Source organism: Suttonella ornithocola, from assembly GCF_001889065.1.
GTDB lineage: Bacteria > Pseudomonadota > Gammaproteobacteria > Cardiobacteriales > Cardiobacteriaceae > Suttonella_A > Suttonella_A ornithocola.
On the sequence record NZ_LWHB01000341.1, the window covers coordinates 1 to 434 of the forward strand.

Consider the following 434-nt stretch of genomic DNA (forward strand, 5'->3'; position numbering starts at 1 on the left):
CTATTTGTTCTTGAAAGTGCTTCTCTTTGCTCTGTGTCGGCTTTTGGATGTTGGTTAATCTTTTTTTATGCGTTATCTTTAGTCGCTTTAGAGCATAACAAATCGCTGATTGCGAGCAATTAAAACGTCTAGCGCTTTCCCATTGGTAATCATCGGGATACTGCTCAATATCCTTAAGCAAGGCTTCATCATCAATCTTTGAGGGCTTACGCTCAGTAAAGCCTTTAGGATGGGGATTTTTAATCCAGCTATAGACGGTGAATTTGCTGATCTTGTAGCGCTTTGCAACAGCGCGCCAAGTTTCTCCATTAGCAATATCGTTAAGAATTTTCTGCCGGAATTGGCTGCAGTAGGTCATAGGATATGCTCAGTTTGTTTTTGATAATTCTACTACAAGTTGTTTTTTATATCTGCTTTGGATAGATTGGATTATA

At 38.9% G+C, this 434-nt stretch carries 1 protein-coding gene; it reads right to left on the reverse strand.

Annotated elements, in window-relative coordinates; translation table 11 throughout:
- A partial coding sequence (locus tag A5N85_RS14260) for an IS630 transposase-related protein (protein ID WP_072577685.1) occupies positions 1-358 on the reverse strand: 358 nt, incomplete at its 3' end.
- Positions 359-434 lie beyond the last annotated feature (76 nt).